This window comes from Nonomuraea sp. NPDC004186, from assembly GCF_053603495.1.
This window is the reverse complement of sequence record NZ_JBSGFQ010000041.1, coordinates 1-26,694: the sequence shown is the minus strand read 5'-3', so window position 1 is coordinate 26,694 and position 26,694 is coordinate 1. Positions and strand designations below refer to the sequence as shown.

Below are 26,694 nucleotides of genomic sequence, written 5' to 3'. Positions count from 1 at the left end.
CGATTTAGGCGGATGCTCGGAGACGTACGGCATTTCGACCCTGGGAGCAGTCCATGTCAAGGCTGGGACCTGTCATCACCCTCGCGGCGGGAGCAGTGCTCGCCGTGGGGCTGGGTGTCGCCAGCGTCACCGCGACACCGGCGGCCAACGACGAGGCCGCCAACACCGCCGCGGAGGCACCGTCGGCGGGCGAGACCACCGCGGCCCCGTCACGCTCATCGGAGGCCGAGGCGGACGCCACGCCCTCGCCTCAGCGAACAGAACCGAAGAAGATCGCGAAGGCGGACTACGGAGGCTACGTCAAGGGCAACGGCGGCCTCATCGCGATCTCGATCAGAGACGGCAAGGCCGTCGGCTACTTCTGCGACGGCAAGGCCGAGGCCTGGTTCAAGGGCAGCGAGTCCGACGGCGAGCTGCGGCTGACCGGCCTCGGCAGCGCCAAGGTCACCGCCGAGCTGGGCGGCGGCCGGGCCAGGGGCTCGGTCGCGTTCGGCGGCAAGAAGTGGACCTTCGTCGCGCCCACGGTGGTCAAGCCGTCGGGCCTCTACCGCGCCACCGCGCTCGTCAGGGGCGCCAAGCTCCGGGCCGGCTGGATCGTGCTGAAGAACCCGGGAGGCGGCTACACCCAGGTCGGCGCCGCGTTCGAGGGCGACACGCAGGTGCCGATCCCCCAGCTGCGGGACGACCAGCCCACAGCGCCCGTGACCGTCGGCGACACCACGATCCAGCCTGAGGACGTGGACGGCTTCATCGAGGAGATGCAATGACCGCCGTACCCCAGCAGTCCCGCGGCCTGACCCCGCTCCTCGTTCCGCTGCTGGCCGGCGGCCTGGCGGCGCTCGCGCTCGGCGTCTACGGGCGCGTGCACACGCCCACCGGGTTCGCCGTGGGCGTGGCCGGGTTCTCCGGCGCGCTGCCGATGAAGGCGTGGCTGACGACGGGGGCGTTCGTGCTCGCGATCGTGCAGGTCGTCTCGGCCCTGTCGATGTGGGGCAGGCTCGGGGTCACGATCCCGCCCGGCGTGCACCGCTGGTCGGGGCGGATCGCGTTCCTGCTCACGATCCCCGTCGCCTTCCACTGCCTCTACGCTCTGGGCCTGCAGTACGACGTGCCGCGAGTGCTCGCGCACTCGCTGCTCGGCTGCTTCTTCTACGGCGTGTTCACGGCGAAGATGCTGGCCCTGCCCAAGCATGACGCGCCCGGCTGGACGCTGCCGGTGCTCGGCGGGCTGGCGTTCACCGCGCTGATCGGGCTCTGGCTGACGTCGTCGTTCTGGTTCTTCACCGCCATCGGCATCAAGGTGTGAAGCTCTTCGTACGCCTCAGCCCGGCGGCCCGCCCCTTGGCCGCCACGACGAGCGCCATCTTGCGCGAGGCCTCGTCGATCATCTCGTCGCCCAGCATGGCCGCGCCGCGCTTCTCGACCGAGGTGTAGTACTCGTACGCCTCCAGGATGAGCTCGGCGTGGTCATAGTCGTCCTGCGACGGCGAGAAGACCTCGTTGGCCGCGTCCACCTGGGCGGGATGCAGCACCCACTTCCCGTCGAACCCGAGCGCCGCCGACCTCCTGGCGGCCCGTCTGAAGCCCTCGACGTCCTTGATCTGCAGGTAGGGCCCGTCGATGACCTGCAGGTCGTGCATCCTGGCCGCCATGAGCAGCCGCATGAGGATGTAGTGGTAGGCGTCGCCCTCGACGTAGCCGGGCGGCTGCTCGCCGACGACGAGCGTCCGCATGTTGATCGACGCCATGAAGTCCGCCGGCCCGAAGACGAGCGCCTCCAGGCGCTTGGACGAGCCGGCGATGGCGTCGGCGTTCACCAGGCCTCGGGCGTTCTCGATCTGCGCCTCGATGCCGATGCGGCCCACCTCGTACCCCATGGTCTTCTCGATCTGGGTGAGCAGCGTGTCGAGCCAGACGACCTCGGTCGGGTCCTGCACCTTGGGCAGGATCAGGCAGTCGAGGAACTCCCCCGCCCCCTCGACGACCTCGATCACGTCCCGGTACGTCCAGTGCGTCGTGAGGTCGTTGACCCTGACCACGCGCGTCTTGCCGGACCAGTCGCCCTCGCGGAGCGCGGTCACGATGTTCTTGCGCGCCTCCTCCTTGGCCAGCGGCGCGACCGCGTCCTCGAGGTCGAGGAAGACCTCGTCGACGGGCAGGGTCTGGGCCTTCTCCAGGAACCTGGGGTTGCTGCCTGGCACGGCGAGCACGGAACGGCGTGAGCGCATGCGCACACGCTACTGGCCCGGCCAGGTCGCTCCCATGCGGGCCTCGATCTCGCGGGAAACCCGGGAGATCAGCTCGTTCGCCTCGGAGCGGCTCGGGTCCTCGCGCTGAACGGACTACAGTCGAAGCTGTGAGCGACGACACCGCGGCCATCGAGGAGGGCGCCAAGAAGTCCGGCATCCTCTGGCTCACCCTCGACCGCCCCCGCCTGGCCTGGCACACCTGGCACGACGGCGCGATCTACCTGGTGACGGGCGGCGAGGAGCAGGCGCTGCCCGGCCTCGACGCGCTCGACCGGGTCCAGGTCACGCTGCGCAGCAAGGACAACGGCGCCAGGCTGGTGGAGTTCGAGGCCGCGGTCGCGGTCGTCGACCAGGCCGCGGCGGCCGACGCCGTGGCCGCGCTGGCCAAGGAGCGGCTCAACGCCCTCGACAGCGAGCACCTCACCGAGCGCTGGGCCCGCGACTCCACGGTCCTGCGCCTCACCCCCGACCGCCGCTGACGAGGCCGGCTCCTGGCCGCGCCTCGAGAGTCAGCCTCTGACGGCGACGGGCTTCGAGAGTCAGCCTCTGACGGCGACGGGCTCCGCCTCGACCTCCGCCGCCGGTGACGGCGAGGGGCTCGCCGTGGCGGTCTGGGCGAGCAGCGCGCCGGACAGCACGAGCAGGCCGCCCACGATCTGGAAGACGCCCAGCGTCTCGCCGACCAGGGCCCAGGCCACCACCGCGCCGCCGATGACCTCGAGCGAGGCGACCGTGGCCCCCACCGCGGCCGACAGCCGCCGCACGGCGTTCACACCCAGGATGTACGCGATCACGGTCGCGACCAGCACCATCCACAGGTACGCGCCCAGCACCGGCAACGTCCGGCCGCCCTCCGGCGCGACGGTGGCCGTGAAGGCCGCCCACGGGATGTCCCACGGCCGGGCGAACGGGATCAGCACCACGGCCGCCCCCGCCATCCCCCAGGCGATGAGGCCGAGCGGGTCAACGTCGTCGCCGAAGCTATCGTTCATCAGGAAATATCCGGCGCAGCACGCCCCGGCCAGCAGGCCGAGCACCAGGCCCAGCGCGTCCAGCCGCATCCCCTGCCACGCCTCGACCACGATCCCGAGGCCCAGGACCGCGACGACCGCCCCGATGTAGGCCGCCCGCGCGAGCCGTACTTTCCGTACGAACCGCACCCAGGCCACCACCATCACCGGCGCCATGAACTCCAGCAGCAGCGCGATCCCCACCGGCAGCCGCGTGATCGCCACGAAATACAGCGACTGCACCCCGGCCACCGCCATCACCGCGTACAGCCCGAAGAACGGCAGCCTGGACCTGGGGATCCGCAGCGCCTTGGGCTTCACCACGGCCAGCACGGCCAGCAGCAGCAGCCCCGCGCCCGCCATCCGCGTCCAGACGGCCTCGATCGGCGCCAACCCGGCGGTGATCAGGTACTTGGCCATCGGACCCGAGAACGCGAAACACCAGGAGGACACGAAGGCGAGCCCGAGCCCCGCGTACCTCATCGCGCACCACCTGGGCAGTAATTACCGTTAAGCACGTTTGATACTGACATGAGAGGCGTGCGGGGCGCAATGGGGCAGCACTGTTAGCCTGGCCACGTGAAGATCTTCGTGGCCCGGCTGCCGGGCACCCCGGTCTTCGACCCCGCGGGCGACCAGATCGGCCGGGTCAGGGACGTGGTGGTCGGCCTGCGCATCGGCCTCCGGCCCACGGTGCACGGCCTGGTGGTGGAGGTGCAGCCGCGCCGCAGGGTGTTCCTGCCCATCACCCGGGTACGCCGCATCGAGACGGGGGCCGTGGTCTTCACCGGGCGGCTCAACATGCGCAGGTTCGAGCAGCGCGCCACCGAGACGCTGGTGATCGGCGAGATGCTGGACCTGGGCGTCACCCACAAGGGCGAGCCCATGACCGTCTACGACGTGGCCATGGAGGAGATCAAGCCGTCCCACTGGGAGATCACCCAGGTTGCCCTCTACAAGGGCAGGCGGCGCGACCCGCGGATCGTCGAGTGGGAGGAGGTCTCCGGGTTCGACAGGCTGCAGAAGGACCAGGGGGCGGCCGGGCTGATCTCCGCGTTCGAGTCGCTGCGGGCCGCCGACATGGCCAGCGCGCTGCACGAGCTGCCGAGCAAGCGGCGCATCGAGATCGCCCGAGCCCTGAACGACGTGCGGCTCGCCGACGTGCTCGAAGAGCTTCCGCCCGACGACCAGATCTCCATCCTCGGCACGCTGGAGCCCGAGCGGGCGGCCGACGTGCTGGAGGAGATGGGCCCCGACGACGCGGCCGACCTGCTGCACGACCTCCCGGAGGACCAGGCGGCCAAGCTGCTGGCCCTGATGGAGCCCGGGGAGGCCGCCCCCGTGCGGCGCCTGCTGACCTACCCTGAGACCAGCGCGGGCGGCGTGATGACCAGCGAACCGGTCATCCTGCCCCCCACCGCCACGGTGGCCGAGGCGCTGGCCCACATCAGGCAGCAGGACCTCACGCCCGCCGTGGCGGCGCAGGTCTACGTGGCCCGGCCGCCCACCGAGACGCCGACGGGCACGTACCTGGGCGTCTCGCACTTCCAGCGGCTGCTGCGCGAGCCGCCGTCGACGCTGCTCGGCGGCGTGATCGACCCGTCGATCGACCCGATCAGGCCGGACTTCACGCTGCGCGCGGTCACCCGCTACCTGGCCAACTACAACCTCGTCGCCGCCCCGGTCGTGGACGAGCTGGGCCGGCTCGTCGGCGCGGTGACGGTGGACGACGTGCTCGACCACATCCTGCCCGAGGACTGGCGTGAGGGGACCGACGATCATGACGACCGAACGGCTTGACGAGCCCCGGGCCCTGCGCCGCTCGCTGCGGCCGCACTACGACCCGGAGGCGTTCGGCCGCCTGTCGGAGCAGATCGCCCGCTTCCTCGGCACCGCGCGCTTCATCGTCTACATGACCGTGGTCGTCGCGATCTGGGTCATCTGGAACGCGTTCACGCCACCGAACCTCAAGTTCGACCCGTATCCGTTCATCTTCCTGACGCTGATGCTGTCGCTGCAGGCCAGCTACGCCGCGCCGCTGATCCTGCTGGCCCAGAACCGCCAGGGCGACCGGGACCGCATCCAGTACGAGCAGGACCGCGAGACCGCCGACCGCAACCAGGCCGAGATCGAGTATCTGACCCGCGAGATCGCGGGGCTGCGCCTGGCGCTGAACGAGCTGGCCACGCGCGACTACCTGCGCGCCGAGCTCGGACGCCTCGCCGAGGAGCTCAAGGAGAGTCGCTGAGGTCCAGCTTGGCGACCATCGCCCGGACGCGGGTGATCTCCTCCGCGCCCAGCAGGTCGAGGAACTGGGTCCGGACGCCGCCCAGGTAGGTCGGGGTGGCCTCGGCCAGCCGCTCCGCGCCGGCGTCCGTCAGCACGGCGAACAGCCCGCGGGCGTCGTTCGCGCAGGCCTCCCGCGACACCAGCCCGTCCCGCTGCAGCCGGTCGATGAGCCTGGTCAGGCCGCTGCGGGAGAGCAGGACACGGCCCGCGAGATCGTTCATGCGCAGCCGCCGCTCCGGCGCCTCGGCCAGTTGCACGAGCACCTCGTACGAGGCCAGCGGCAGATCGTGGGCGACGAGCAGCTCCGCCTCCAGATGCCGGGTGATGCGCACCTGGGCGCGCTGCATCATCCGCCAGACCGCCAGCTCCTCGGCGGTCAGGCCCTCGTCGCGCAGAAGAGTCACGGAGTAACCTTAGGACGTTGTTGCACAGACATCTAACAGCACGGATTAACTCAGTGAGGCCGCCGGTTCATACCATGGAGGGGCATCCTCACTGGCGTCCTGCGCCTGTCACACATATACCGACAAAGGAGGGACGGCACTCCCTCGTGCCGAGACTTCGATGGCACCTACCCAGGAACAGGTGACGGCGGCTCTCGCCAACGTCATCGACCCCGAGATCCGTCGCCCGATCACGGACCTCGACATGGTCAAGAGCATCGATATCGCTCCCGACGGCGTGGTGCGCGTGGGCATCTTCCTCACCGTGGCGGGCTGTCCGCTGAAGGACACCATCCGCCGCGACGTCACCAACGCCGTCGCCAAGCTCGACGGCGTGGCGGGCGTCCAGATCGAGCTTGATGTCATGAGCACCGAGCAGCGCAAGCAGCTGCAGACCAAGCTGCGGGGCAACCGGGGGCCGGAGAAGGAGATCCCGTTCAACCAGCCGGGCTCGCTGACCCGCGTGTTCGCGGTGGCCAGCGGCAAGGGCGGGGTCGGCAAATCGTCCGTGACGGTCAACCTGGCCGCCGCGATGGCCTCCAGCGGCATGAAGGTCGGCATCGTCGACGCCGACATCTACGGCCACAGCATCCCGCGCATGCTGGGTGCCGCCGAGCGGCCTACCAAGGTCGAAGACATGATCATGCCGCCGGTGGCCCACGACATCAAGGTCATCTCGGTCGGGATGTTCAAGCCGGAGGGCAACACGCCGGTGGTCTGGCGCGGGCCGATGCTCGACCGGGCGCTCCACCAGTTCCTGGCCGACGTCTACTGGGGCGACCTCGACGTCCTCCTCCTCGACCTGCCCCCGGGCACGGGCGACATCGCGATCTCGGTGGCGCAGCGGCTGCCCACGGCGGAGATCCTGGTCGTGACGACGCCGCAGATGGCCGCCGCCGAGGTGGCCGAGCGGGCGGGCTCGATCGCCGCGCAGACGCACCAGCAGATCGCCGGCGTCATCGAGAACATGGCCTGGCTGCCGTGCCCCCACTGCGACGAGCGCATCGCCGTGTTCGGGGAGGGTGGCGGCCAGACGGTCGCCGACGCGCTCACCCGCACGCTGGGCGCCCGCGTCCCGCTCCTGGGCCAGGTCCCGATCGACCTCCGGCTCCGCGAGGGCGGCGACGAGGGCAAGCCGCTGGTCCTGACGGAGCCCGACGCACCGGCGGCGGCCGAACTCCGCAATATCGCCTCCAGCCTCAGCAAGCGCTCCACCAGCCTCAAGGGCCTCCAACTCGGCCTCTCCCCCAACCGCTGATTTTCGGCACTTGCCTGATTTCCGGCGCCCGTCCTCCGGGCGGGCGCCGTTCTCAGTCCCCTTGAGGTCCTTCACGGCTACGCACGGCGAGCATCCACGCCGTCCTCAGCGCCCGTCCTTCGGATCCTTTACGGCTGCGCACGGCAGGCGCCACCCACCGACCCGGGTGACCGGCCTTCCAGGGGAACGCTCACCGGCTTCCCCGGCGCGCCGCCGCAACGGGCAGGCGTGACCGGCTGGGTGGTCAACAGCGTTGACCAGGCGCGCCCGAACGGGCGTGGAGGACCCTCAGAGGGCCATATGAGCGCTTGTGGGCGACGATGGTCCAGGAGGACGGGTGGCGGGCTGTTTGAGCCCCCGTGTGCCGTCCGGGAGGCGGCGGGCCGTATGGACGGCGACGAGCCTTCCCTGGCCCGTCAGGTGGCCTCTGAGTCGTAAGGGGGAATCTCCCCGTAGCCGAGCTCGTCCACCGGCTCGGGCGAGTACGGAGCCGTCGTGGCGGGCTCCAGCTCCCGAGGCCGGTTGTTGTCGTTCCAGTCGTCCTCGAGGTCGTCGAGCAGGTGCTTGCGGACGAAGTTCCTCGGGTTGAGGTCGGCGGGGTCGAAATTGGCGAACTCCGGGCCCAGCCCGGAACGCAGGTCGTCACGCGCGTTGTTCGCCATCCGGCGCAGGTTGCGCAGCGTCTTGCCGGCCTGAGATGCGGCCTGAGGCAGCTTGTCGGGACCGAAGACGAGCAGCGCGATGACGATCAGCGCTCCGATCTCCATCCACCCGAGTCCGAACACCGTGAGCTCCTACCGCAGTCCAATCACTCCGAGGACAACCCCGGCCTATCCACAGACTAAGGGCTCCCGGGCGTAGGTCGGTCGTCCCCCCTCGGTCATATCACCGACTTTCCCCGCATACACCCCTTCGGCCCTGGTCAACGCGTCTACCACCCAGCCGGTCGCACCGTCCGTTACGGCGGCGCGGCCGGGAAGCTGGTAAGCGTCTCCCTGGAGGGCCGGTCACCCGGGTCGGCGGGTGGTGCCTGCCGTGCGCAGCCGTAAAAACTCGAAGGACGGAAACCAAAGGCGGCGCGGGTCGTCCCCACCGTGCGCGGCCTTCAAAAACCGAAGGACGGACACCAAACTGCCCGCGCCGCGATGAAGAACCCGAAGGACGGACGCCGAACCGCCCGCGCCGCTGTGAAGAAGCGCACAGGGCCGCCGACAAGGACGGCCGGGCGGATCAGGACGGCGTCGGGGTGGGCTCGTCGTCGGCGACCACGGTGAGGGTGGCGGTGCGTTCCTGGCCGGCGCGCTGGTACTTGATGGTGATCTTGGCGCCCGGCGCCTTGCTGCGGATCAGGGCGATCAGCTCGTTCCCGTCCTGCAGGGTCAGCCCGTCGATCTCCAGGATGACGTCGCCCGCCTTCAGCCCGGCCTTGTCCGCCGGCCCGTTGACGTCCACCGGCTGGCGGCCGCCGCTGGGAGCCGACGCGATCTTCACGCCCTGGCCCTTGTAGTCCTTGTCCAGGACAACGCCGATCCTGGGCCGCTTGGCCTTGCCGGTGGTGATCAGCTCTTCGGCCACGCGCCGCGTCTGGTTGACGGGGATCGCGAAGCCCAGGCCGATGCTGCCGCTCTGGCTGTTCACCGAGCGGCCGAGGGTGGCGATGGCCGAGTTCACGCCGACGACCTCGCCCTTGCCGTTCACCAGCGGGCCGCCCGAGTTGCCCGGGTTGATGGCGGCGTCCGTCTGGATGGCGCTGATGTAGGCGGGCTCCTCCGTGCCGGCGCCCGTCTCGTCGCCCGCGATGACCGGGCGGTTGAGCGAGCTGACGATGCCCGTCGTCACCGTGCCCGTGAGGCCCAGCGGGGAGCCGATCGCGATGACCGGGTCGCCGACCACGACCTGGTCGGAGTTGCCGAGGGTGATCTCCGGCGTCCCGAACGTGTCCTCGGGCTTGATCACGGCCAGGTCCGAGCCGGGGTCGCGGCCCACGATCTTGCCCGGGGTGGTCTTGCGGTTGTTGAACATGATCCGGATCTCGCCGCCCTTGGCGGCCAGCGCGACGACGTGGTTGTTGGTCACCACGTAGCCGTTCTTGATCAGGAAGCCGGACCCGGTCGCGCCCTCGGTGGTGGTGCCGGCCTCGATCGAGACCACGCTGGGCAGCACCCGCGCGGCCACGCCCGCCACCGATCCGGGCTCCCGGTTGGCGGCGCCGCCGGTCGGCAGGGGGCCGAGGCTGTAGCCGGGGTCGTTGCCGTCACTCGGCTTGGTGAGCAGGTAGGTGCCGACGCTGCCGAGCAGCGAGGCCACCAGAGCGATGGCCACGGCGGTCGAGACGAGCAGGACCGTGCTCGGCCCGCGCCTGCCCCCCGAGGAGCCCGCGTCCGCGCCGGGAGGCGGCGGCGCCCAGCCCGCGCCCAGGGGAAGCGCCTGACGGGGCGGTGGCGGCGGAGTGTTGGCGCCGGTGGGACCGGACGGGGAAGGGCCGCCGAACAGCGGGCTCTCGTAGGCACGCGTCCCGTTGTCCGGTCCGCCGCCATACGTCGGACCGCTCCCATAGGACGGACCGCTGCCGTAGGACGGAGCGCTCCCATACGAGGGGCCGCTCCCGTAGGAGGGGCCGGCGCTCTCGTGTGAAGGGCTTCCGAACGTGGAGCCGCTGTCGTAGGAAGGGCTTCCGAACGCGGAGCCGCTGTCGTAGGAGGCGCTGAACGACGGGCCGCTGCCCTCGTGACTGTACGAAGGGCTCTCGTAGGAGCTCGGGGAGCCGAACGAGGGACTGGTGAACGTGGGAGCGCCGGAGGTCGGGCCACCATACGGGGGGACACCCGAAGAGGGGCGACCCGACGGGTCGCCCCAAGAGGTGCCGAACGAGGCCGGCGGCTCAGGCAACCGGCCGGCCTGGTCAGGCGAGTCGTCCGCGGGCAGGAAGTCCGGCCGCCCCTGTGGTTCGGGGTAGTCCGACGGCGTGCGTCCTTCGGTGGGGCGCGTCTCGTCGGTCATCTAAGTCTCACCACTCCTTGGCTCGGCCACCGCAATCCTCGCTCTTGCGGCATACGAGGGTCATAAAGCATTTGTCAGGAATCGCTTGTGACAAATCCCGAACCCAGATCGTATGCCCAGCGCGCTGCCAAGTACGCCAAGTCCAAGTCTCCCAGGCATAGCCGGAGGTCAACCCCAGGTCAAGGAGTGGCCGTCGAGGGCGCGCCCGCCGGCGAGGTGCGCGGCTGCTGGAACAGCTCCACCGGCGGCGCCGGGTTGTTCTGTCCGACGCCGGTGGCCGCGAAGAAGGTGCCGAGCGCGACGGCCGCGGAGACCACCCCTACGGCCACGTAGGCCGAACGCCGCCTACCGCCGCGACCAGGGCCCGAGGCCCCACCAGTGGCGTCCCTCCGCGGGCGGTTGTCCAGCGGAGCGATGGTGTGCGGCCCAGGGATGGGCACCCCGCCGAAGGTGCGGGACGGAAAAGGGCGCTCCCTCGGCGGCAGCGGGCCGCCCGGCTCCGCCATCCGGAGCAGGGACATCGTCAGATCGGCCGGCATCGCCGGCCCCTCCAGGGAGCGCAGGCGCGACTTCAGCGCCCGTACCGACTCGACCTCTTGCCGACAGTCGGCACAGAAGGTCAGATGAGCCAGCGCGCGCTCGCGCTCGGTGTGGTTGAGCTCGCCGTCCACGAGCGCGGACACGCGTTCTCCAAGATGAGCCATCAGAATTCCTCCCCACGGATCACGGTCGGGGGGAGTTGAGAATTACGGGGGGCTCGATGATCGAGTGCCTCCCGCAACTGCGCCCGGCCACGGTGAATACGGCTTCGGACCGTACCCAGCTTGACGCCGAGCGTGGCCGCGATCTCCTCGTAAGAAAGGCCCTCGATGTCACACAGCACGATCGCGGCCCGGAACTCGGGGGCGAGCGCGTCGAGGGCGGCCTGGATGTCGGGCTCCAGGTGGGCGTCATCGAACGCCTGCGCCGGGGACGGCTCACGGCCACGCAGCCGCTCGGCGGCGTCGTCGGCCAGCCCCTCGAACCTGATGCGCTGCTTGCGCCGCGCCATGTCGAGGAACAGGTTCGTCGTGATCCGGTGCAGCCACCCCTCGAACGTGCCCGGGGTGTAGCTCGACAGCGACCTGAAGACGCGGACGAAGACCTCCTGGGTGAGGTCTTCCGCGTCGTGGACATTGCCGGTCAGCCGGTATGCCAGCCGATACACGCGTGCGGAGTGAGTCCGCACCACTTCCTCCCATGTGGGAGGTGTCCAATCAGACGACACGGGAGCATCCGCCTGGTGGTCGCTTTCGTCCACCAGAACTCCTCTCTTTGGGACCACCGCTACCGCCATAGTGCCTGGTTTCGTCCCTTCGTGCGCACTGCCTGCCTTCCGGACCGGCAAAGCCCGTTTAAACCTGCAACGCCTTAGGTCCCTCCTGAGTTCCCGTCCTGGCGTGTCTCCCCTAGGCTGCGATCGGTGCCAATCACGTGGACCAATCGCACGAAAGCGGGGGAGGCGGCCGATGACCAACCCGGTGGAGGCCACTCTGGCCTATGCGGAGCAGTTCCATCAGGAAGATGAGCTCCTGCACACGGCGCGACAGCGCGGGCTGGAGATGGGGGCCACACCCATCCTTCCCGGCGGCGGGGCGGCACTGTGCTTCCTCGCCACCGCCGTCAACGCCAAATCCGTCGTCGAGATCGGCACGGGCTGCGGCGTCTCGGGGCTGTGGCTGCTGCGCGGCATGCGTACGGACGGGACGCTCACGAGCGTGGACGTCGAGCCCGAGCACCAGCGGCTGGCCAGACAGGCGTTCGCGGAGGCGGGCTTCTCCGGCGGGCGGGTGCGGCTCATCTCGGGCCGGGCGCTCGACGTGCTGCCGCGGCTGTCGGACGGCGGCTACGACATGGTGTTCGCCGACGGCGCGAGGCAGGAGTACGCCGACTACCTCGCCGAGGCGGTCCGCCTGCTGCGCGTGGGCGGCATCGTGGCCTTCGGCAACATGCTGTGGCACAACCGGGTGGCCGACCCCGCGCAACGCGACACCGACACGGTGGCGCTGCGCGAGGTGGGCAAGCTGGTGCAGTCGGACGACCGCCTGCGCTCGGTGCTCATACCGCTGGGCGACGGCCTGCTGGCCGCCATCAAGATCGCCGACTAGCCGCAGGCGAGCCACTCGGGCGGAGCGCTGCCTGCGCGAGCCGGCCGGCCCCGGTGGGCCGCCCAGCCGCGAGCGAGCCGGCTGCTAGGCGCGGGTGAGCCACTCCAGCAGGAGGCGGACGCCGAATCCCGTGGCGCCCTTGGTCAGCGTGCCCTCGTCCACCGTGCTGCGCCCGACGCCGGCGATGTCGAGGTGCGCCCACGGCCGCCGTCCCGCGAACTCCCGCAGGAACAGCGCCGCCGTGATCGACCCGGCCCCGAACCTGGACCCGGCCTCGACGTTGGCCAGGTCGGCGATCGACGACTCCAGCGCGGGCGTGTAGTCCTCGATCAGCGGCATCCGCCACAGCCGGTCGTCGCTCACCTGCCCGGCGTCCAGGAGCCCCTTGGCCAGAGCGTCGTCGGAGGCGTAGACGGCGCCGACGTTGCGGCCGAGCGCCACCGTGATCGCCCCGGTGAGGGTGGCGATGTCCACGACCTCGTCGGGGTCGAGGACGGCGTCGGCGTAGGCGAGGGCGTCGGCCAGCACCAGCCGGCCCTCGGCGTCGGTGTTGAGCACCTCGACCGTGCGCCCGCCGTAATGCTTGATCACGTCGCTGGGCCGCTGCGCCGTGCCCGAGGGCATGTTCTCGGCGGAGGCGATCAGCCCGGTGACCCGTACGGGAGCGCCCAGCTCGGCCAGCGCGCCGAGCACGGCGATCACCACCGCGCCGCCCGCCATGTCGGTCTTCTGGGTCTTCATGTTCTCGTTGGGCTTGAGCGACAGCCCGCCCGAGTCGAACGTGATCCCCTTGCCCACCAGCACCACGTGCCGGTCGGTGGGCTCGGCGGGGGTGTAGGAGAGCTGGATGAGGCGGGGCGGGCTGGCCGAGCCCCTGCCGACCGCGAGGATGCCGCCGAACCCGTCGGCCTGCAGCTGCTCCTCGTCCCAGATCCGCGCGGGCACCCCGACCTCGGCGGCCCGCTCGGCCAGCCACGCGGGGTTCTTGACGGAGGAAGGCGTGTTGGCCAGGTCGCGGGCGAGCGCCACCGCCTGCGCCACGACCTGCGCGCGCCGCACCTGCGCCGCGTCCGCGCCCGCGAGGGCCAGCGCCCGCACCGGCTTCTTGCCCCCGTTGCCGATCTTGAACGAGTACGCCGCGAGCAGCGCCGCCTCGGCGAACGCCGCCACGTCGCCGTCGGGCGCGACCACGGTCAGCGTGTCCCTGCCCCTGGCTCTGCGGGCGAGCGCGGCGCCGGCCTTGCGCAGGGCCCGCGGCGAGCCGTCGCCCACTCCGTAGAGCAGGACGCGGCCGACACCGCCGCCCCTGGCCACGGGAACCTCGACGATCTCCCCCGCCTCCCCCTTGGCCTCGTAGTGGGCCAGCAGGTCGGACACCGGCAGGTGCAGCTCGACCTCGGGGCTGAGGGTGGAGTCAAAGGGAACGGCCAGCAGCTCGGCTCCGTCGGGAACCTGGGCGACCACCGACGCAGTGGTCTCAATCGGCACGGATTCTCTCCTCGAACGTCAGCGACCCTGGCGCCGGATTACGCCAGGGTCGTGGAAAAGGTGGTCTCTCGGGAGCTCTCAGCCGACGACGTTCTTCAACGCCTCGCCGAGCGCCTTCGCCTCGTCGGCGGAAATCTCCACGACGAGCCGGCCGCCACCCTCCAGGGGGACCCGCATGACAATGCCGCGCCCTTCCTTGGTGACCTCGAGCGGACCATCGCCGGTCCGCGGCTTCATCGCCGCCATGCGTGCATCCCTTCCTGCCTTGGGCTCCCGCGGCCCGCGATTTCCGACCGCCCGTGAGGGGTGGTCGGCGCATTCACGTCTTCTGTGATGTCCTATTCTCCCGCATCGAGAGCGCTCATGGGTAACGATCTCCTCCCAGAATGCGTTGTCGAGCCGTGCGATGGCGTCCAAACTGGACTTCGTGCACGCTCGCGCCGCTCTGTTCGATCTCTATGGAGACCACCTGCGCTCGCGCGGTGGACAGGCGTCCGTCGCCTCGCTCGTAAGGCTCATGAAACCCCTGGAAATAGCCCCTCCCGCCGTCCGCACCGCTGTGTCACGAATGGTGCGCCAAGGGTGGCTGCGGCCGGTGAAACTGCCGCAGGGAGCCGGCTACGGGCTGACCCCGAAATGCGGCCGGCGCCTGGACGAGGCCGCGCTCAGAATTTACCGAGCCGGGACGCTGACCTGGCACGGCCGGTGGCACGTGATCGTCTTCGCGCCGGTGAAGGAGCGGCCGCGCAGGGAGCGGCTCAGGGCCGACCTGGCCTTCCTCGGGTACGCGTCCTTGTCCGAGACGACGTGGATCGGTCCACGATCCTCGATCGAGCTGGACAACCTGCTCGACGGCGAGGGGGTGCGGGCCGACAGGTTCGACTCGGCGCTGGAGGGCGACCCGCGGGAGCTGGTGGCCAGGGCGTGGGATCTGACCGCCATCGGCGAGGCGTACGAGCACTGGCTCGCCGAGGCTGTCACGCTGATCAGCACGCTGCCCGAGAGAGCACCGGCGGACCAGGTGTTCGCCACCCGGAGCAGGCTCGTGCACGGCTGGCGCAACTTCCTGTTCCGCGACCCGGGCCTGCCGCCGGAGCTGCTGCCCGCGGGCTGGCCGGGCGAGAAGGCCAGGGCGTACTTCGAGCAGGAGGCCGCCCGGCTGCTGCCCGCGGCCGCCGCGTTCGTCGAGAGGGAGTTACTTTGATCCGCTATGACGTGGCCGACACGGTCGCCACCATCACGCTCGACCGCCCCGACGCCATGAACTCGCTGACCGCCGAGACCAAGGACGCGCTCCTCGACGCGCTGCGCCGCGCGGCGGGCGACGCCGCGATCAGGGCCGTGCTGCTGACCGGCTCGGGCCGGGCCTTCTGCGCGGGCCAGGATCTTCGCGAGCACGCCGGCAACCTGGAGGCGGGCCGCGGCCTGGCCGACACGGTCCGCGTCCACTACAACCCGATCGTGGAGCTGATCACCACCATGGCCAAGCCGGTGGTGGCCGCGGTCAACGGCGTCGCCGCGGGCGCGGGCGCGTCCCTGGCCTTCGCCTGCGACCTGCGGGTGGCCTCGGAGAAGGCGAAGTTCGCGCTGGCGTTCGCCGGCATCGGCCTGGCGCCCGACTCCGGCGCCTCCTGGACGCTGCAGCGCCTGGTCGGCCGGAGCCGCGCGGCCGAGCTGCTGCTGCTCGGCGAGCCGCTCGACGCGGCCCGCGCGCTGGAGCTGGGCCTGGTCACGCGCGTGGTGCCCGCCGACGACGTCCTGAAGACCGCCCACGAGCTGGCCGTACGCCTCGCGCACGGCCCGGCCCTCGCCTACGCCGCCACCAAGCGGGCGCTGGCCTACGCCGCGACCCACTCGCTGCCCGACTCGCTCGCCATGGAGGCCGACCTCCAGGACGAATGCGCCGCCACCCTGGATCACCTGAACGCCACCCGCGCCTTCCTCGCCAAGGAACGCCCGACGTTCCGCGCCGAGTGACGTCCGCACCGGACCCGGCCGCGCAGAAGGCCGCCGCCCGAGGCCTGCCCATGGCCGCGCAGGAGGCCGCCGCCGGAGGCGTGCCCGCGTTCGACGTTCTCCGCGCGGGCGCGCTCGGCCTGCTCACCGGCGGCGGGATCGACGTCTCCGATCCTGTCTACGCCGGGCCGCTGGCCAGGCTGAGCGGGGCCGCAGGCGGCCTGCTGGCCTCGATGGCGCCCGGAACGCTCTGGCCGGACCTGCCGCCGGCCGGCGGCCCCGGCAACGTCACGGGCAGCTACGGCCGCCTTCGGCGCATCGCCACGGCCTGGGCCACGCCCGGCACCGCGCAGCACGGCGACGACGCCGTCGCGGCCCGGGTGGTGGACGCGCTCGACGTGCTCCACGAGCGCCACTACAACGAGCGGCTCCCCGAGACGGGCAACTGGTGGTTCTGGGAGATCGGCACGCCCGCCCACCTGACCCGGTTGTGCGTGCTGCTCGGCGACCGGCTCGACGGCGCCAGGCTCGACGCCTACCTGGTGGCCGTGGACCGGTTCTGCCCGGACGCCGACCGCCGGGCCGGCAACCCGCAGGCGGGCGAGAGCGGCGCCAACCGGGCCGACAAGGCCTCCATCGTCGCCTTCCGCGGCATCGCGGGACGCAGCGCGAACAAGCTGGCGCTGGCCCGCGACGGCCTGTCGGACGTGCGCGACGGCGGGCTCAGGAGCGTCTTCCGCCACGTCGAGTCCGGCGACGGCTTCTACCGCGACGGGTCGTTCATCCAGCACGAGTGCGTCGCGTACACCGGCTCCTACGGCCTGTCGCTGATCATCGCGGTCGCCGAGGCGCTCGCGCTCCTGGACGGTTCGCCGTGGCAGGTCCGCGATCCGGGCCTGCCCGTGGTCCTGGACGCGGTCGAGCGGTCGTACGCGCCGTTCGTCCATGACGGGCTGCTGATGGACACGGTCAGGGGGCGGGCGGCCACGCGGCAGGCGTTCTCCGACGCCGTGGCCGGCCATGGCCTGATCGGCGCCGTCCTGCTGCTGGCCCAGAGCGCGCCGGAGCCGTACGCCGGCCGCTTCCGGGAGCTGGCCAAGGGGTGGATCGAGCGTGGCAAGGCCCTCCCCTACCTGGAGCACGCGGACGTGCCGGAGACCCGGCGGGCGGTCGCGGTGCTGCGCGACGTGAACGTCGAGGCCGCTCCCGGGCCCGTCGGGCACTTCGTGTTCCCCTCGATGGACCGGATCGTGCACCGGCGGCCCACCTGGTCGTTCGCGCTCAGCCTCTCGTCGCGCCGGATCGCCGCGTACGAGGCGATCAACGGCGAGAACCTGCACGGCTGGTACACCGGCGACGGCATGACCTACCTCTACACGAGCGACCTGGGCCAGTTCGGCGAGGGCTTCTGGCCGACGGTGGACCCGTACCGGCTGCCCGGGACCACCGTGGACGACCGCGAGCGCGCGGACCTCTCCTTCCGCGCCCACTGCCCGCCCGGTGCGTGGGCCGGCGGCGCGGTGCTCGACGGCCGGTACGGGGCCGCCGTCATGGAGCTGACGAGCGAGGACGCGAGCCTGCGGGCGCGCAAGTCGTGGTTCTTCCTCGACGCGGCCGTGGTGGCGCTCGGCAGCGGCATCACCGGCTCGGACGGGCGCGGGGTGGTGACCGTGGTGGAGAACCGGGCCACGGACGCGCGGCCGCACGTCGGCGACGGCTGGGCGCACCTGCCCGGTGTCGCGGGCTACGTGCTGGACGGCGCTCAGTGCGCCGTGGAGACGCGTACGGGCAGGTGGCGCGACATCAACGCGGGCGACGACACCGGCGGCGCGGTCGAGCCCGTCACGCGGCGTTACGCGAGCCTCTGGATCGACCACGGCGTCAACCCCGTGAGCACCTCCTACGCGTACACGGTGCTGCCGGGCGCGGCGCGCGAGCAGACCCGCAGGTACCGCGGGCGGCGTCCCGTGCGGGTGGCCGCCAACACCGCCGAGTTGCAGGCCGTGCGGGCGCGGGGGCTGCTCGCGGTCGTGTTCTGGACGGCCGGGACCCTCGGGGAGATCGCGGTGGACGCGCCGTGCGTGGTGATCGTGCGGCGCGCCGGCGGGCGGGTGGCCGTGGCGGTGGCCGACCCGAGCCGGACGGTGGACGTCGTGACGATCACGTTCGACCACCCGCTGGGCGGGCTCATCAGGGCCGACGACACCGTCACGGCGCGGGCCGGGGGGACGACCGCCGTGACCGTCGAGCTCGGCGGGTCACTCGGCGCGACCCACGCCTTCGAGCTCAGCGCGAACGGGCCACGCAGCCCTCGATGTGATCGTTGACCAGGCCGATGGCCTGCATCAACGCGTAGGCCGTGGTCGGGCCGACGAACCTGAAACCGTGCTTCTTCAGCTCCTTGGCCAGCGCCTTGGAGCCGGACGTGGTGGCGGGCACGTCGGCCATGCTCTTCGGCATGGGGGCCTCCGGGTCGGCGTAGCGCCACACCAGGTCCGACAGGCCCTCGGAAAGGTCCATGGCGGCCCTGGCGTTGCCGACCACGGCCTCGATCTTGGCCCGGTTGCGCACGATGCCCTCGTCGCCGAGCAGGCGCTCCACGTCCTGCTCGGTGTACGCGGCCACCTTGGCGATCGAGAACCGGTCGAAGGCCGCGCGGAAGTTCTCCCGCTTGCGCAGGATCGTCAGCCACGACAGGCCCGACTGGAACGCCTCCAGGGCCACGCGCTCGAAGACCGCGTCGTCGCCCGTGAGCGGGCGGCCCCACTCGTCGTCGTGGTAGGCGATGTAGGCCGCGTTGCCCGCCATGCCCGTCCAGGAGCACCGGATCAGCTCGGTCACGGGCGCCCGTCCCCGTCCTTGGCCAGTGGCGCGGCCTGCGTGGCCTCCGCGCCGTCCTTGGACTCGTCCACCGGCTCGGAGACCACGTCGTCCTCGGCGGCTTCGACGGTCTCGTCGAGCTTCTCGTCCGGCTTCTCGTCGACGGAGGGCTCGACAACGGCGGCGGCCTCCTCGGCCGCTGCGGTCTCGGCCGCTGTGCTTTCGGCCGCTGTGCTTTCGGCCGCTGGGGCCTCGCCGTCGGGAGACTCCGCCTGGGCCTGCTCGTCCGGAGCGGCCACCGGGGCCGGCTCGCCGTCGCCCGGCGGGATCCGCCACTCCGGGTCCTCCGGCGCCCGCCGCAGGTCCGGCGTGCTGTCCCAGGACACCGTGGCGCCGCTCACCTCCACGGGATCGCCGGACTCCGGCAGCTCGCGCGCCACCGCCGGGGCTTCTGGGGCGTGGTCGGTACGCAGCCCCGCCCCCGGCGCGGCGTAGATCTCCTGGCGCGCGTGCAACCGGCTCGACAGCAGCTCGGAGACCCGCTGCTCCAGCACCGCGATCCGCGTGTCACGCGCGCTGATCGCGTTGGCGGCCCTGCGCAGGGTCTCGTCGACGCTCGCCGTGTGATAGCCGACCAGATTGACCGGAAGTTGGAGCGCCATGAAGTCGACCGCCGTCAACTGTCCGGGCTCGGGCAGGTCGAGAGGCGGCACATCCGGCGGGAACTCGGTCAGCTCACCGCCCCTACCGAGGGAGACCAAGACCACACACGCCAAGATGGCGATGGCGGCGATGGCGAGAATGACCAGCACATTGGCATCGTACTCACACCATCGGGGCATGAGGTCCCGCACTTGCCGCAGTCCGTGCGTCTCCGGGCGGTGAGCGCGCCGGTCAGCCGACCGCCTCGCCGAGTTCGGCGACGCTGGGCCGGACCGGCTGCGGACGCGCCTCCAGGTGGGCGAACGCCTCCTCCACCGTGGAGGTCCACGAGATCGCGTCGAAGACGTCGGGCCGGGTGAAGCCCTCGTCGTACAGGTGGTTCATCAGCTGCTTGAGCGGGTCGTACAGACCCCAGGGGTCGAGGATCACCAGGGGCCGGTCGTGGATGCCGAGCACCCGCGCGGTCCAGATCTCGAAGAGCTCCTCCAGCGTGCCGATGCCGCCGGGCAGCACGAGGAACGCGTCGGAGCGGGCGTCCATGATCCCCTTGCGCTCGCGCATGTCGGTGGTGACGATCAGCTCGTCCGACTCCTCGTCCGCCACCTCGACGTCCACCAGCACCTGCGGGATCACGCCGATCGTGCGGCCGCCGCCCGCCCGGACGGCCGAGCCGACCGCGCCCATGCAGGAGACCGTGGCGCCGCCGCTCACCAGGGTGTGACCCCGCTTGGCGAGCTCGGCGCCCACGTGTCCGGCCAGATCGATGTACTTCTTGTCGATGTTCAGGCTGGAGGCGCAGTAGACGCAGATATTCACATCCAGGAAGCCTACTGGGGCTCGGCGTACTGGGCCGCGGCGGCTTCCAGCTCCTCTTCGCGCTGCCTGGAGCGGGCCAGGTCGGCGTCCACGATGATGCGCACGGCCTCGTCCACGTCGTCGGTGAGGGTGATCAGGTCGAGGTCCGGGGCGGCGATCTTGCCGGTGCCGAGCAGGGTGCTCTTGATCCAGTCGAGCAGCCCGCCCCAGAACTCCGAGCCCATCAGGACCACGGGGAAGGAGGTGACCTTGTGGGTCTGCACCAGTGTCAGCGCCTCGAACAGCTCGTCCAGCGTGCCGAACCCGCCGGGCAGGGCGATGAAGCCGCACGAGTACTTGACGAACATCGTCTTGCGCACGAAGAAGTAGCGGAACTCGATGCCGAGGTCGACATAGTCGTTCATGCTCTGCTCGAACGGGAGCTCGATGCCGAGCCCGACCGACATCGCGCCGTCCACCTCGCTCGCGCCCCGGTTGGCCGCCTCCATGACGCCCGGGCCGCCGCCCGTGATCACCGCGTAGCCCGCCTCGGCCAGCGCCTGGCCGAGCGCTCGGCCCTGCCGGTAGTCGGGCGCCCCCTCCGCGGTGCGCGCCGAGCCGAAGACCGTGACCGCCGGCGGCAGCTCGGCGAGCTGGCCGAACCCCTCCACGAACTCGGCCTGGATCCGCAGCACCCGCCACGGGTCCATGTGGACCCAGTCAGAGGACCCCTGGCGGGCGAGCAGGCGCTGGTCGTGCGTGGAGCTGGGCACCAGGCGGCCGCGTACGACCGCCTGGCCCTGACGGCGTTCAGGACGTGACTGTTCCATGCTGGTCACGCTAGCCCTCTTCGGGCGAGATGGGCGTCCTGAGCGCGAACACCGCAGGTCAGACCGGTGAACCCAGGCTCCAAAAAAACTTGGAAAAACCAGGGAACCGTATTTCGACCCCCCTGCGTCTAACTGCACGAGGGTGCTGCTCGGGACTGAAAGTGGTCTTCCCCGCCAAATGGCCGGCGAGGAAGGCCACTTTCATTTTGTGAGCCAGTTGAGCATGGCCCGCTCGCTCTCGACGATCTTCGACAGCGACACGTACTCGCCCTGCTGGTGCGCCAGGTTCGGATCCCCGGGACCGTAGTTCACGGCGGGCACCCCCAGCGCGGAGAAGCGGGCGACGTCCGTCCAGCCCAGCTTGGCGCGCGGCGTGCCGCCGACCGCCTCGGTGAAGGCCGCCGCCACCGGGTGCGTCAGCCCCGGCCTGGCCCCGGGCGCGGCGTCGACGAAGCTCACCTCGAACCCGTCGAAGACCTCGCGTACGTGCTCCTGCGCCTGCTCGATCGTCAGATCGGGAGCGAACCGGTAGTTGACGGACACCACGCACAGGTCGGGGATGACGTTGCCCGCGACCCCGCCCCGGACGCCGACCGCGTTCAGGCCCTCGTGGTATTCGAGGCCGTCGACCACCGGCAGCCGCGCCTCGTACGCGTTCAGCCTGGCGAGGACCGGCTCGATCCCGTGAATGGCGTTGACCCCGAACCACGACCTGGCGCTGTGGGCCCGCTTGCCCCTGACGGTGACCTCGGCGCGCAGCGTGCCCTGGCAGCCGCCCTCGATCGTCCCGTCGGTCGGCTCCATGAGCACCGCGAAGTCGGCCGCCAGCCAGTCGGGGTGGTCCCTGGCCACGCGGTTGAGGCCGTTGCGCTCGGCCTCGACCTCCTCGCAGTCGTAGAAGACGTACGTGACGTCCTTGTCGGGAGCGGGGACGGTGGCCGCCAGCTTGAGCGCGACCGCCACGCCGGCCTTCATGTCGGACGTGCCGCACCCGTAGAGGAGGTCGCCCTCCACCCGGCTGGGCAGGTTGCCGGCGATGGGGACGGTGTCGAGGTGCCCGGCGATCAGCACCCGCTCGGACCGGCCCAGCTCGGTGCGGGCCACGACCGTCTCGCCCGACCGGTCGATCTTGAGATGCGGCAGCGCGGACAGCGCCCGCTCGACCGCGTCGGCCAGCGCCCGCTCGTCGCCGCTCACCGACTCGATGTCCACGATCGCCGCGGTCAGCGCGCGTACGTCCTGCGTGAGATCAAGCATCAGGTGTTCACTCCGTGTTCGCGCAGCACGTCGTTGAGCGCCGCCTTGTCGTGTCGCTGCCCCGGCTCCAGGCGCTTGAGCACCAGCACGCACGGCAGGCCGAACGTGCCGCCGGGGAACTCCTTCTGCCGGGTGCCGCCGACGGCCACGCACCACGCGGGGACGTGGCCGCGGGCCAGCTCCTCGCCGGTCTGCACGTCGATCACCGGGATCGAGCCGGACAGGATCGTCCCGGCGCCGACGACCGCGCCCTCGCCGACCCGGGCGCCCTCGACGATCATCGAGCGGCTGCCGATCAGCGCGCCGTCCCCGACGACGACCGGCACGGCGTTGGGCGGCTCCAGCACGCCGCCGATGCCCGCCCCGCCGGACAGGTGGACGTTCTTCCCGATCTGCGCGCACGAGCCGACGGTGGCCCAGGTGTCCACCATGGTCCCCTCGTCCACGTACGCGCCGATGTTCGTGAACGACGGCATCAGCACCACCCCGGGCGCCAGGTACGAGCCCCAGCGGGCGATCGCGCCGGGCACCACGCGCACGCCGTCGAGCGAGCTCTTGAGCGGGACCCGGTCGTGGTGCTGGAAGTCGCCCACCTGCGAGCGCGCCATGCCGAGCACCTTGAAGCTGAGCAGGATGGCCCGTTTGGCGCGTTCGTCCACGACCACCTCGCCACCCTCCAGGCGCGCGGCCCTGGCCTCGCCCCTGTCGAGCAGGTCGACGGCGCCGACGATCAGCCGGCGCGCCTCGGCGTCGGCCGGCGACAGCTCCGCCCGGCGCTCCCACAACTCGTCCACCACCGGGGAAATCGGTGAGGTGGTGCTCACGTCACTCATGGCCACGGAGCTTATCCGCCACGGGTAGGTTCTTCAGGGTGCGCCTGCGCTTCTCCCGTGGAGTCATCACCATCGCGATCATCGTCGTCGTGCTCGCCGTGGGCATCTCCGTGGGGCTCTTCCACCTGCTGAAGAAGACCAAGCCGCTGGCGGTGGCGCCGGAGCCGCACTGCACCGTGCGCACCCCGCTCGGCGAGCGCGAGCTCGACTTCGAGCAGGCCGAGATCTCCGCCACCATCGCGGCCGTCGCGGCCCGCCGCCGGCTGCCCGAGCGGGCCGTCGTGATCGCGTACGCGACGGCGCTGCAGGAATCCAAGGTCTACAACCTCGACTACGGCGACCGTGACTCGGTGGGCGTGTTCCAGCAGCGGGAGTCGCAGGGCTGGGGCACCAAGAAGCAGCTCATGGACCCCGTCTACGCCACGAACAAGTTCTTCGCCGCGCTGGAGAAGGTCAAGAACTACCGCAAGATCCCGCTGGCCGAAGCGGCCCAGGAGGTGCAGCGCTCGGCGGGCGGCTACGCGTACGCGCAGCACGAGACGGAGGCCAAACTGCTCGCCGCCGCCTTCACCGGGCGTGTCCCGCGCGCCGTCCACTGCTGGTATCCGCCGGGCAAGAAGACCCCGCCGCCGCAGCCCCGTACCGCCGAGGCCCGCAAGCAGCTGGCCAGGGCTCTCGGCAGCACGGCCGTCACCTCGGAGCGGCGCGGCTGGCTGATCGCCGCCTGGTCGGTGTCCTTCTCGCAGAAGTACGCGCTGCGCCAGGTCGGGTACGCGGGGGCGACGTGGAAGAACGACGTCAAGCTCGAGAACTGGCAGACCGCCGGCAAGGCCGGCACCACCCAGGTCGAGCTCTCCTGAGCAGGGTCAGGAGGCGCGGCGGACGATGGTGATCGAGCCCGGCGGCAGGGGCTGGGCGTAACTGGCCGTCCACGACTGCCCCTGGATGCGTTCGAACGACAGCAGCCGCCCGTCCGAGGCGCGATAGTCCGCGAAGTCCAGCAGGCCCCGGTCAGGATGGCCGGTGTCGCCCTCGCTCCGGAACGCCGCCGTGCCCCGCTCGATCGGGGAGAACTCCACGCCCTCCATCACCAGCGTGCTCTTGGCCGGAACCATCCCCTGCGTGGGCACGTCCGTCCAGAGCTGGACCTCCAGATGGGGCGTATCACCCTCGTGCGCCTCGACGGAGAGCCACTGGAAGCGGCGGGCGCTGTCCCGGAGGAGGTATTCGACCCACTGCTGTCCCTGCCAGGAGACGAACAACGCGCCGAGCACCCGGCGGGGAGATCCATGCACCTCGATCCGGTCGCCGACCCGGATCGTGCGAGGGTCGGTGTAGTCGGTGCCGGCATGCCCGGGCGCGCTCACCGGCGCCGGCAGCGGGGTCTCGATGGGGGCGACCTCGACCGGCGGCGCGCTCGTACGGCCCTTCCTGTCCTGCCGCATGGTGGCCAGAAAAGCCCCAAGCAACAGAAGGACGGTGGCGATGCTCAGCCCGAGTACGACCATGGAGGTCATGCTCATCGATCAGCTCGCTCCACTCGCGGTCTGCCTCGGCAAAAGCCCTTATCAATTTATGCGTGTCAGCCGGATTGCCCGGCTATGACGGGCGATCCTACTGGAGGCGGCGCACCGCCGCACCGATCCGCTCATCAGTCGCGGTAACCGCGATGCGGATGTGCCGCTCACCTGCCGATCCGTAGAACTCTCCGGGCGCGACCAAAATGCCGATTTCGGAAAGCTTTCCGACCTGATCCCAGGCGCTCTGCCCGTTCGACGCCCAGAAGTAGAGACCGGCCGTCGAATGGTCGATGTGCCACCCCGCCCGCTCCAGCGCGGGCCGCAGCAGGGCGCGGCGGGCGGCGTACCGTTCGCGCTGCAGGTCGGCGTGCTCGTCGTCGCCGAACGCGACCGTCATGGCGGCCTGTACGGGCTGGGGCATGATCATGCCGGCGTGCTTGCGCGTCTCCAGCAGTCGCTTGACCAGGACGGGATCTCCCGTCACGAACCCGGCGCGGTAGCCGGCCAGGTTGGAGCGCTTGGAGAGCGAGTGGACCGCGAGCAACCCCTCGTGGGAGCCGCCGCAGACGTCGGGATGGAGGATCGAGATCGGCTCCTCTTCCCAGCCGAGCTCGATGTAGCACTCGTCGGAGGCCACGACGGCGCCGCGCTCACGGGCCCAGGAGACCACCTTGCGCAGGTGTTCGGCGGGCAGCACCCGGCCCGTGGGGTTGCCCGGGGAGTTGACCCAGACGAGGTCGACGCGCTCGGGGCCGAGCGCGAGCGTGCTGTCGGAGGCCGTGCCCACCGCTCCGGCCAGCCGGGCGCCCACGTCGTAGGTGGGGTAGGCCAGCTCGGGGAAGACCACCCGCCCGGCGCCCAGGTAGGTGGGCAGCCAGGCGACGAACTCCTTGGAGCCGATCAGCGGGAGCACGTCCTGCTGATCGACGGAGACGCCGTGCCTGCGCCGCAGCCACCCGGCCGCCGCCTCGCGCAGCGCCTTGGTGCCGTGCGTGAAGGGGTAGCCGGGGCTGTCGGCCGCCTGCGCGAGAGCGTCCTGGACGATCTGCGGCACGGGATCGACGGGCGTGCCGATCGAGAGATCGACGATGCCGTCGGGATGTGCGAGCGCGCGCTCCTTGTACGGCTCCAGCCGGTCCCAGGGGAAGTCGGGCAACTTGTTCACGGTTCTCCAGGGTTGTGCGTGCCGTACTCAAAAAGCGCACGCCGACCGGGGCGCATCCGGCCAGGATGCCCCCCGTACCCGGCGCGACAGGATCGGCTAGTGGTCCTCGCCCTGCGGCGGCAGGGCGGCCACCACCGGGTGGTCCTTGTCGATCTTCCCGACCTTCGAGGCGCCACCGGGCGAGCCGAGGTCCTCGAAGAAGTCCACGTTCGCCTTGTAGAAGTCCTTCCACTGCTCGGGAAGGTCGTCCTCATAGAAAATCGCCTCGACGGGGCATACAGGCTCACACGCGCCGCAGTCCACGCACTCGTCGGGGTGGATGTAAAGCATGCGCTCGCCCTCGTAGATGCAATCGACGGGGCACTCCTCGATGCACGCCTTGTCCAGGACGTCCACGCAAGGCTGCGCGATGACGTAGGTCACCTCGAGCTCCTTCTTCTCCGCACCATGGCATGTCTCTGACCGCGGTTTGCTACGCCCTAGTATTGCCGTGCTTGCCAGCTGGCCGAAACGGAGGGTGGCAAACTCGTGGCCGCACGTCTCATCATCGCGATCACAAGTCAGGATATAGGTGCACGCATCACCACCCGTAGGCGCGTTCCCGGGGGATTTCGAGATGCGGTGGGCATCCTCGTGTCGTGGGAGAACGGACTACTCAAAGTTCGCAAACGAGACGGCACTGTGGTGGAGATCCCGGAGGAGACGCTGGTGGCCGCCAAGGTCGTTCCGGCCGCGCCTCCTCGACCTGAACGAATGTAACGGTAAGTATTCGTTGTGTGACCGTACGTACCTGCGCCGCCGCAGCAGCCATCCTCGCCAGCGCCGGATGCGGCGCGTCGTCCACCCACTCCACCTCTTCCCAGCCCAAGAATTTGCCGCCGGTCAACGTCCAGGCGAGCTCCATGAAGGCCGGCTTCGCCACCATGGACCGGCTGGTCGAGGCCGCCAAGCGTGAGGGCCGGCTCAACGTG

Annotated in this window: 30 protein-coding genes and 1 pseudogene; 13 read left to right on the top strand and 18 right to left on the bottom strand. The window is 70.8% G+C overall.

The features are described 5' to 3' along the window. Nucleotides 1–53: 53 nt before the first annotated feature. Nucleotides 54–767, top strand: a complete 714-nt coding sequence (locus ACWEPL_RS30200) for a hypothetical protein (protein ID WP_363970964.1) — start codon at nt 54–56, stop codon at nt 765–767. Continuing rightward, complete coding sequence (locus ACWEPL_RS30195) at nt 764–1,306, top strand: DUF6529 family protein (RefSeq protein WP_350725471.1); 543 nt, start codon at nt 764–766, stop codon at nt 1,304–1,306. The genes ACWEPL_RS30200 and ACWEPL_RS30195 overlap by 4 nt, the downstream gene beginning before the upstream one ends. On the opposite strand, the gene ACWEPL_RS30190 is transcribed toward ACWEPL_RS30195, so the two are convergent. Next, on the bottom strand, nt 1,296–2,228 hold the full coding sequence (locus ACWEPL_RS30190; RefSeq protein ID WP_355197171.1) for an HpcH/HpaI aldolase/citrate lyase family protein: 933 nt from the start codon (nt 2,226–2,228) through the stop codon (nt 1,296–1,298). The genes ACWEPL_RS30195 and ACWEPL_RS30190 overlap by 11 nt on opposite strands. 128 nt (nt 2,229–2,356) lie before the next feature. Between ACWEPL_RS30190 and ACWEPL_RS30185 the strand changes: the two genes are divergently transcribed. Next, nucleotides 2,357–2,728, top strand: coding sequence for a hypothetical protein (locus ACWEPL_RS30185; protein ID WP_363970961.1), 372 nt, complete (start codon nt 2,357–2,359; stop codon nt 2,726–2,728). Between the two features lie 60 nt (nt 2,729–2,788). Here the strand turns inward: ACWEPL_RS30185 and ACWEPL_RS30180 are convergent, their stop codons facing one another. Continuing rightward, nucleotides 2,789–3,742: an EamA family transporter gene (locus tag ACWEPL_RS30180; protein ID WP_363970960.1), complete on the bottom strand. Its 954-nt coding sequence runs from the start codon at nt 3,740–3,742 to the stop codon at nt 2,789–2,791. A gap of 96 nt (nt 3,743–3,838) precedes the next feature. On the opposite strand from ACWEPL_RS30180, the gene ACWEPL_RS30175 reads away from it, so the two are divergent. Beyond that, nucleotides 3,839–5,059: a magnesium transporter MgtE N-terminal domain-containing protein gene (locus tag ACWEPL_RS30175; protein ID WP_363970958.1), complete on the top strand. Its 1,221-nt coding sequence runs from the start codon at nt 3,839–3,841 to the stop codon at nt 5,057–5,059. After that, a complete protein-coding gene (locus ACWEPL_RS30170) occupies nt 5,040–5,507 on the top strand; it encodes a DUF1003 domain-containing protein (protein ID WP_355197177.1) in 468 nt (155 codons plus the stop codon). Before ACWEPL_RS30175 ends, ACWEPL_RS30170 begins: the two co-directional genes overlap by 20 nt. Here the strand turns inward: ACWEPL_RS30170 and ACWEPL_RS30165 are convergent. Further along, nucleotides 5,491–5,952 (bottom strand): MarR family winged helix-turn-helix transcriptional regulator, encoded by a 462-nt coding sequence (locus ACWEPL_RS30165; RefSeq protein WP_452438148.1) that lies wholly within the window; start codon nt 5,950–5,952, stop codon nt 5,491–5,493. The genes ACWEPL_RS30170 and ACWEPL_RS30165 overlap by 17 nt on opposite strands. Before the next feature lie 160 nt (nt 5,953–6,112). Here ACWEPL_RS30165 and ACWEPL_RS30160 point away from each other — a divergent pair, with 160 nt between their 5' ends. Then, nucleotides 6,113–7,249, top strand: coding sequence for an Mrp/NBP35 family ATP-binding protein (locus ACWEPL_RS30160; protein ID WP_452438147.1), 1,137 nt, complete (start codon nt 6,113–6,115; stop codon nt 7,247–7,249). Nucleotides 7,250–7,665: 416 nt separating this feature from the next. Here ACWEPL_RS30160 and ACWEPL_RS30155 read toward each other — a convergent pair whose 3' ends face one another. The 4 genes from ACWEPL_RS30155 to sigE all read right to left on the bottom strand — a co-directional run bounded on the left by ACWEPL_RS30155 (nt 7,666) and on the right by sigE (nt 11,585). Beyond that, nucleotides 7,666–8,034 (bottom strand): sec-independent translocase, encoded by a 369-nt coding sequence (locus ACWEPL_RS30155; protein WP_350725486.1) that lies wholly within the window; start codon nt 8,032–8,034, stop codon nt 7,666–7,668. Between the two features lie 445 nt (nt 8,035–8,479). Next, on the bottom strand, nt 8,480–10,249 hold the full coding sequence (locus ACWEPL_RS30150) for a trypsin-like peptidase domain-containing protein (RefSeq protein ID WP_452438146.1): 1,770 nt from the start codon (nt 10,247–10,249) through the stop codon (nt 8,480–8,482). 179 nt (nt 10,250–10,428) lie between these two features. After that, the gene (locus ACWEPL_RS30145) at nt 10,429–10,953 is read right to left on the bottom strand and encodes an anti-sigma factor family protein (protein ID WP_357733431.1); all 525 of its coding nucleotides are present in this window, start codon (nt 10,951–10,953) and stop codon (nt 10,429–10,431) included. Continuing rightward, nucleotides 10,953–11,585 (bottom strand): RNA polymerase sigma factor SigE, encoded by a 633-nt coding sequence (gene sigE / locus ACWEPL_RS30140; protein WP_350725491.1) that lies wholly within the window; start codon nt 11,583–11,585, stop codon nt 10,953–10,955. Before sigE ends, ACWEPL_RS30145 begins: the two co-directional genes overlap by 1 nt. A gap of 172 nt (nt 11,586–11,757) precedes the next feature. Here sigE and ACWEPL_RS30135 point away from each other — a divergent pair, with 172 nt between their 5' ends. Then, nucleotides 11,758–12,396, top strand: a complete 639-nt coding sequence (locus ACWEPL_RS30135) for an O-methyltransferase (protein ID WP_363970948.1) — start codon at nt 11,758–11,760, stop codon at nt 12,394–12,396. Nucleotides 12,397–12,480: 84 nt separating this feature from the next. Here the strand turns inward: ACWEPL_RS30135 and ACWEPL_RS30130 are convergent, their stop codons facing one another. Both ACWEPL_RS30130 and ACWEPL_RS30125 read right to left on the bottom strand, forming a co-directional pair. Then, nucleotides 12,481–13,884: a leucyl aminopeptidase gene (locus ACWEPL_RS30130; protein WP_452438145.1), complete on the bottom strand. Its 1,404-nt coding sequence runs from the start codon at nt 13,882–13,884 to the stop codon at nt 12,481–12,483. 78 nt (nt 13,885–13,962) lie between these two features. Further along, complete coding sequence (locus tag ACWEPL_RS30125; RefSeq protein ID WP_020545024.1) at nt 13,963–14,130, bottom strand: DUF3117 domain-containing protein; 168 nt, start codon at nt 14,128–14,130, stop codon at nt 13,963–13,965. A gap of 160 nt (nt 14,131–14,290) precedes the next feature. On the opposite strand from ACWEPL_RS30125, the gene ACWEPL_RS30120 reads away from it, so the two are divergent. Genes ACWEPL_RS30120 through ACWEPL_RS30110 form a run of 3 tightly spaced genes read left to right on the top strand, consistent with a single transcriptional unit; the run spans nt 14,291 to nt 18,167 of the window. Next, nucleotides 14,291–15,088 (top strand): PaaX family transcriptional regulator, encoded by a 798-nt coding sequence (locus ACWEPL_RS30120; protein WP_355197185.1) that lies wholly within the window; start codon nt 14,291–14,293, stop codon nt 15,086–15,088. Further along, nucleotides 15,085–15,861, top strand: coding sequence for an enoyl-CoA hydratase-related protein (locus ACWEPL_RS30115; protein WP_452438144.1), 777 nt, complete (start codon nt 15,085–15,087; stop codon nt 15,859–15,861). The genes ACWEPL_RS30120 and ACWEPL_RS30115 overlap by 4 nt, the downstream gene beginning before the upstream one ends. Next, the gene (locus ACWEPL_RS30110) at nt 15,858–18,167 is read left to right on the top strand and encodes a polysaccharide lyase 8 family protein (RefSeq protein ID WP_452438143.1); all 2,310 of its coding nucleotides are present in this window, start codon (nt 15,858–15,860) and stop codon (nt 18,165–18,167) included. Before ACWEPL_RS30115 ends, ACWEPL_RS30110 begins: the two co-directional genes overlap by 4 nt. Here ACWEPL_RS30110 and ACWEPL_RS30105 read toward each other — a convergent pair. From ACWEPL_RS30105 to ACWEPL_RS30080, 6 genes are all read right to left on the bottom strand, one after another. Further along, on the bottom strand, nt 18,127–18,681 hold the full coding sequence (locus tag ACWEPL_RS30105; protein WP_452438142.1) for a DNA-3-methyladenine glycosylase I: 555 nt from the start codon (nt 18,679–18,681) through the stop codon (nt 18,127–18,129). The genes ACWEPL_RS30110 and ACWEPL_RS30105 overlap by 41 nt on opposite strands. After that, nucleotides 18,678–19,472 (bottom strand): hypothetical protein, encoded by a 795-nt coding sequence (locus ACWEPL_RS30100; RefSeq protein WP_452438141.1) that lies wholly within the window; start codon nt 19,470–19,472, stop codon nt 18,678–18,680. The genes ACWEPL_RS30105 and ACWEPL_RS30100 overlap by 4 nt, the downstream gene beginning before the upstream one ends. Nucleotides 19,473–19,554: 82 nt before the next feature. After that, the gene (locus ACWEPL_RS30095; protein WP_350725504.1) at nt 19,555–20,139 is read right to left on the bottom strand and encodes an LOG family protein; all 585 of its coding nucleotides are present in this window, start codon (nt 20,137–20,139) and stop codon (nt 19,555–19,557) included. An 11-nt stretch (nt 20,140–20,150) separates the two neighbouring features. After that, on the bottom strand, nt 20,151–20,948 hold the full coding sequence (locus ACWEPL_RS30090; RefSeq protein WP_363970938.1) for an LOG family protein: 798 nt from the start codon (nt 20,946–20,948) through the stop codon (nt 20,151–20,153). 201 nt (nt 20,949–21,149) lie between these two features. Then, nucleotides 21,150–22,205, bottom strand: coding sequence for a succinyl-diaminopimelate desuccinylase (gene dapE, locus ACWEPL_RS30085; protein ID WP_452438140.1), 1,056 nt, complete (start codon nt 22,203–22,205; stop codon nt 21,150–21,152). Next, a complete protein-coding gene (locus tag ACWEPL_RS30080) occupies nt 22,205–23,038 on the bottom strand; it encodes a 2,3,4,5-tetrahydropyridine-2,6-dicarboxylate N-succinyltransferase (RefSeq protein ID WP_319709156.1) in 834 nt (277 codons plus the stop codon). The genes dapE and ACWEPL_RS30080 overlap by 1 nt, the downstream gene beginning before the upstream one ends. A gap of 38 nt (nt 23,039–23,076) precedes the next feature. On the opposite strand from ACWEPL_RS30080, the gene ACWEPL_RS30075 reads away from it, so the two are divergent. After that, nucleotides 23,077–23,898, top strand: a complete 822-nt coding sequence (locus tag ACWEPL_RS30075) for a hypothetical protein (protein ID WP_452438139.1) — start codon at nt 23,077–23,079, stop codon at nt 23,896–23,898. A gap of 6 nt (nt 23,899–23,904) precedes the next feature. Here ACWEPL_RS30075 and ACWEPL_RS30070 read toward each other — a convergent pair whose 3' ends face one another. The 3 genes from ACWEPL_RS30070 to fdxA form a co-directional block, all read right to left on the bottom strand. After that, nucleotides 23,905–24,561: a DUF4178 domain-containing protein gene (locus tag ACWEPL_RS30070; RefSeq protein ID WP_363970932.1), complete on the bottom strand. Its 657-nt coding sequence runs from the start codon at nt 24,559–24,561 to the stop codon at nt 23,905–23,907. A 91-nt stretch (nt 24,562–24,652) separates the two neighbouring features. Then, entirely contained in the window at nt 24,653–25,723 is a 1,071-nt protein-coding gene (gene dapC / locus ACWEPL_RS30065) for a succinyldiaminopimelate transaminase (protein WP_452438138.1), read from the bottom strand. 96 nt (nt 25,724–25,819) lie between these two features. Then, entirely contained in the window at nt 25,820–26,146 is a 327-nt protein-coding gene (fdxA, locus tag ACWEPL_RS30060; RefSeq protein WP_080047500.1) for a ferredoxin, read from the bottom strand. Nucleotides 26,147–26,251: 105 nt separating this feature from the next. On the opposite strand from fdxA, the gene ACWEPL_RS30055 reads away from it, so the two are divergent. After that, complete coding sequence (locus ACWEPL_RS30055; RefSeq protein WP_192787934.1) at nt 26,252–26,482, top strand: putative acetyltransferase; 231 nt, start codon at nt 26,252–26,254, stop codon at nt 26,480–26,482. Nucleotides 26,483–26,499: 17 nt separating this feature from the next. Continuing rightward, nucleotides 26,500–26,694 (top strand): annotated as a pseudogene (locus tag ACWEPL_RS30050) (ABC transporter substrate-binding protein); the annotation flags it as partial.